At 73.1% G+C, this 4,848-nt stretch carries 5 protein-coding genes and 1 pseudogene; all 6 read right to left on the reverse strand.

Annotated features, from left to right (window positions below):
• On the reverse strand, positions 1-692 hold a 692-nt coding region (locus AB0H87_RS38080; protein WP_360157458.1), incomplete at its 3' end, for a PD-(D/E)XK nuclease family protein.
• Between the two features lie 114 nt (positions 693-806).
• Positions 807-1,418 (reverse strand): MarC family protein, encoded by a 612-nt coding sequence (locus tag AB0H87_RS38085; protein ID WP_360157446.1) that lies wholly within the window; start codon positions 1,416-1,418, stop codon positions 807-809.
• Between the two features lie 29 nt (positions 1,419-1,447).
• Entirely contained in the window at positions 1,448-2,305 is an 858-nt protein-coding gene (locus AB0H87_RS38090) for a PHP domain-containing protein (protein WP_360157449.1), read from the reverse strand.
• 10 nt (positions 2,306-2,315) lie between these two features.
• The gene (locus tag AB0H87_RS38095) at positions 2,316-3,491 is read right to left on the reverse strand and encodes a hypothetical protein (RefSeq protein ID WP_360157452.1); all 1,176 of its coding nucleotides are present in this window, start codon (positions 3,489-3,491) and stop codon (positions 2,316-2,318) included.
• Positions 3,491-4,144, reverse strand: a complete 654-nt coding sequence (locus AB0H87_RS38100; RefSeq protein WP_360157455.1) for a SigE family RNA polymerase sigma factor — start codon at positions 4,142-4,144, stop codon at positions 3,491-3,493. The genes AB0H87_RS38095 and AB0H87_RS38100 overlap by 1 nt, the downstream gene beginning before the upstream one ends.
• 104 nt (positions 4,145-4,248) lie before the next feature.
• Positions 4,249-4,752: pseudogene (locus tag AB0H87_RS38105) on the reverse strand (PH domain-containing protein); the annotation flags it as partial.
• Positions 4,753-4,848 lie beyond the last annotated feature (96 nt).

A 4,848-nucleotide genomic window follows, 5' to 3' on the forward strand; every position in this document is an offset into this window, starting at 1 on the left:
TCGTCGGGGTCGGCCCCGGCGGACACCGCCTTCTCCGCGTCGACGATGTCGCGGGCCGTGTCCTCGGCCCGGGCGACCTGGCGCGCCAAGGACGCCTCGGTGTGGTCGTGCGCCGCGACCGTGCCCGACGGCAGGTGGTGCAGCTCAACCCGCCGGCACGGGCGCCGGAAGACGCGCTCGGCGGCATAGGCGTAGAGCGCCAGCGCCTGCGACCCGCGGGCGTCGTCGCTGTCGAGACCGGTGCGGCCCGTCTTGTAGTCGACGATCGCCAGCTCGTCACCGCGGGCGTCGATGCGGTCGGCGCGGCCGTTGAAGGCCAGCACCGCGGTCTTCACCGCGACCACCCGCTCCACGCCGACCGGCTCGGCGGCGGGGTCGAGGCCCGCCACATAGCCCTCCAGCCAGTCGAGCGCGCGCCGGTAGGCCGTGCGCTCCTGCTCGTCGTCGCGGTAGCCCTCGCGGACCCAGGTGCCCTTGAGCAGCGCCGGCAGCGCCTCCCGGGTGCGGCGCTCGGCGGGGAGCGCGAACCAGCCCCGCAGGGCCGTGTGCACACTCGCGCCCAGCGAGTTGTGCGCCCACGGCGGGCCCTTGGGCGGGGACGGGCGGTCGACGTAGGAGTAGCGGTAGCGCCGCGGGCAGTCGGCGTAGGTGCCCAGCTTGCTCGGCGTGCAGACGAACAGCCGCTCGGGCATGCCGGCGAAGCCGAGCTGCTCGGCGCGGGGCGCCGGCGCCCGGCCGCCCGTGGATGAGGACGTCGACCTGCGCACGGGAGAATCCTCCCAGACGGGTACGACAACCCCGTCGCCTCACCCCGCCCGGTAGCTGTCGACGAACGCGAACACCGCGTCCGCGATCAGCTGGACGGCGATCGCGGCCAGCAGCAGGCCGGCGATCCGGGTCAGCACCTCGATGCCGCCCGGGCGGAGCACCTTGACGACGATGCCGCTGTAGCGCAGCACCAGCCAGACCGCCAGCATCGCGACCACGATGCCCACATAGACGGCCAGGTAGTCGCCCGCGCCGGAGGAGCGCTGGACGAACAGCATCGTCGCCACGATCGCGCCCGGGCCGGCCAGCAGCGGCGTGCCCAGCGGCACCAGCGCGATGTTCGAGGTCGAGTGCGCCGTCGGGTCGTCGGTCTTCCCGGTCAGCAGCTCCAGGGCGATCATGATGAGCAGGAGGCCGCCGGCGCCCTGCAGCGCCGGCAGGTCCACGTGCAGGTACTCGAGCAGGTTCTGGCCGGCCACCCCGAACAGCACGATCACGCCGAGGGCCAGGCACACCGCCTGCCAGGCGGCCTTGTGCCGGTCGCGGTCGGCCATCGTGCCGGTCATCGCGACGAAGATCGGAACCATGCCCGGCGGGTCCATGATCACCAAGAGCGTGACGAGTACCTCGCCGAACATCTTCAGATCCACGCGATCACGGTATGCGAGCGACTCTCAGGTCAGCCAAGGGCGGTCGTCACTCCGGACGTCGCCGCGACCAGGCGCTCGTACACCGCGGGCGCGGTGAGCTCCGCACCCAACGCGACAGTCTTGTGCGTACCGTGAAAATCGGATGATCCGGTCACCGCGAGGTCGAGCGAGTCCGCGAGGGCCCGCACGTGCGCCCGCTCCTCCGGCGTGTGGTCCGTGTGGTCGGCTTCCAGGCCGAAGAGCCCGGCCGCCGCCAGCGACACGATCAGCTCGTCGGGCACGATCCGGCCCCGCCGGGTCGCCCGTGGGTGCGCGAACACCGTCACCCCGCCCGCGGACCGGATCAGCCGGACCGCCTCGAAGACGTCGATCTCGGTCTTGGGTACGCGGTAGCGCCGCCCCAGCCACTCGGGCGCGAACGCCGCGGCCGTCGAGGGGACCAGCCCCGCGGCGATCAACGCCTGGGCGACGTGCGGCCGCCCCACCGTCCCGCCGGCCGCATAGCCCAGCACGTCGGCCCAGCTCACGTCGTAACCGTCGGCCCGCAGCAGCGCGACCATCCGCTCCGCGCGCACGGCGCGCGCGGACCGCACCTCGGCCAGTGTGGCCACCAGGTCGGGCGCGGCGGGGTCGAAGAGGTACGCCAGCAGGTGCAGCGAGATCGGCCGGTCGGCGCCCGACCAGCGGCAGGACAGCTCCGCACCGCGCACGAGGGTCAGGCCCGGCGGACGGGCCTCGGCCGCGGCGGCCCAGCCGGCCGTCGTGTCGTGGTCGGTGATCGCGACGACGTCCAGCCCGGCGTCGGCGGCCGCCGCCATCAGCTGGGCCGGGCTGAGCGTGCCGTCGCTCGCGGTCGAGTGGGCGTGCAGGTCGATGCGCGTGTCCATCGCCGCGACGCTACCGGTCGAGCGGCCCCAACCTGGGCACCAGAGCCCAGCTCGTGCCGGCCGACACGGGCACCCGGAGCAGCTTGCGCACCCCGTCGGTCTGGCAGCGGACCACACCGCCGTCGTACGGTGCGACCACCGTGCGGGCGTCGAGCCAGACGGGCGCGCCCACGCCGGTCGCCGCGCAGGCCTTCGTCGAGCGCGTGTCGGCCAGCGCGTTGTCGACGCTCAGCAGCGACAGCTGGTCGCCGTCCGGGTCGGCCAGCCAGCCGCCGTCCGGCGAGAGCGTGTGCGTGAGGTCCTCGCCGGAGTGCTCGAACCCGCAGATCTTGGTCGTCTTGACCGCCATCGTCTTCGTCGGCCCTTCGGGGTGCAGCGCCGCGAGGCAGAGCTGCTGTCCCGCCGCCTTGGCCAGCCCGACGGCCGAGTCGCTGCGCGTGCCGAACACGCTGGAGACGGTCGCGTTCCACGCGGGGTTGGCCACGCCGGAGCGGCCGGTGACCGTGACGAACTCGAAGCCGCGCGGCCCCGCGGCGGCGCTGCCCGAGACCAGCACCCGGTCGCCCAGCAACGCGGTCGGCGCGGAGTCGGCCGGCACGTTGATCACGCCCCGCCGCTGCGCACCCTCGCGGCTGAGCTCCGCCACGGTCAGTTGGCCGTCGACCATCACCGCGATCCGGCGCCCGTCCTCGCTGACCGTCCAGCGGCTCTCCTCCGGGGCGACCTGCATCGGGTCGCCGTCGACGGGCTGCAGGAAGACGCCGCTGTTCGTGCTGTAGATCCAGCCCGCCGGCACCCGGTAGGCCCGCTCGACGTCGCCGTTGGCGCCCAGGTCGAGCCGGCGGCCGTCGGTGGTCCACAGCAGATCGCCGATGCGCAGGTCGATGCCGAGGCTGGCCACGTCGTTCGGGTCGATCGACGCGGTCACCAGGGGCCTCGGCAGCGCCGTCGGGTCGGCCGAGAAGACCGAGCTGTCGTAGCCGGTGCGCGGTGTGCGGAGCACCTGCCAGCCGAGCACGCCGCCGATCAGCATCGCGAACGCCAGCACCGAGGCGAGGGAGACCCCCGCCTTGCGCAGCCGCTGGGTGCGCCGGGTGCGGTGGATGATCTGATCGGCGCGGTCGGTGCCGGCCGGGGTCAGCTCGACCCGGTCGCGGAAGGCGCGGCGCAGTCTTTCCTCGAGCATCAGCGCCCCTCAACTCCTCCCGCCGGGGCGGGAACGCGGGGAGCGGCGGCGCGCACCGGCCTGGGCGGTGGGGCGGGTGCCGGCGTCGGCGCCTGGCGCGGGATCCGCGGCCGGGCCGCCTGTGCGGCCAGCTCGTCGACGCGGGCCTGCTCGGCGGCGCGCTCGGCACCGAGCCGCCCGCGCAGCGTGCTCAGCGCCCGGGAGGTCTGGCTCTTCACGGTGCCGGTGGAGATGTCGAGGATCGCGGCGGTCTGCGCCTCGGACAGGTCCTCGTAGAAGCGGAGCACGAGCACGGCTCGCTGCCGGGCCGGCAGGGACTGCACATGCCGCCAGAGCGCGTCGCGTTCGAGCTGCTCGTCGACCCGGTCGGCGACCGCGGGCTCGGGGAGGACCTCGGTCGGTCGTTCGCCGTGCCAGCGGCGGCGCCACCAGCTGATGGACGTGTTGACCAGGACCCGGCGGGCGTACGGCTCGACCGCCTCGATCTCACCCAGCCGCCGCCAGGCGAGGTAGATCTTGGTGAGCGCCGTCTGCAGCAGGTCTTCGGCCGTGGCCCAGTCACCCGTGAGCAGGTAGGCGGTGCGCAGGAGGGCGGGCGAACGGGCGGCGACGAACTCGCGGAAGTCGTCTTCGACCGACTGCCTGTCCGTCACCGGACGCCCTCCCTTGGGTCGCGCGTGGGTGAAGACTGTCACACGCGAAGCGGGGAGGTCTACGGGCGAACGGTTGCTGCGCTGCAGCTTATCGGCGGTTGTCGTTATGCGCCGTCGTCGGCGCGCGCCTCGTCGGCGTCCTTGCCGAGCCGGGCCTCGACCGCCTGCGGCTCGTACATCTCCTCGACGACCCGGAGGTAGAGCTCGTTGGGGTTCGGCAGGTGCTTGATCTCGCGGAGAGCCTGCTCCTGGCCCGCGGACTCGAGCACGAACGTGCCGTAGTTGAGTGCGCGGCCCAATGGGGACTGTTCGTATTTCATGTCGGTGACCCGCAGCAAAGGCATCATCGCGACCCGGCGGGTGATGATGCCGCTGACCACCATGACTCGCTTGTTGGTCAGGATGAAGCGGTCGAAATACCAGTCGCCGACCTTCCACGCGACCCAGCCGAAAATGGCGACCCAGACCAGGATCGCGGCCGTGGTCATGCCGGTGGCCTCCTGCCGGAACAGGAAGCCGGAGAGGTAGCCGAGGATGAAGGTGGCCAGCACGATCACGATGAGCGGCGTGCTCAGGTGGATCCAGTGCCGCTTCCACTCGCCCCGGTAGGTCGCGGATCAGGTGGGCCTGGTCGTAGTAGCCGGCGTCCGCGGCGATCGCCGCCCAGCCGTCGGCGCCCGCGCGCCCGGACTGCCGGCGCGCCC

Source organism: Asanoa sp. NPDC050611 (assembly GCF_040654855.1).
In the GTDB taxonomy this organism is placed as follows: domain Bacteria; phylum Actinomycetota; class Actinomycetes; order Mycobacteriales; family Micromonosporaceae; genus Asanoa.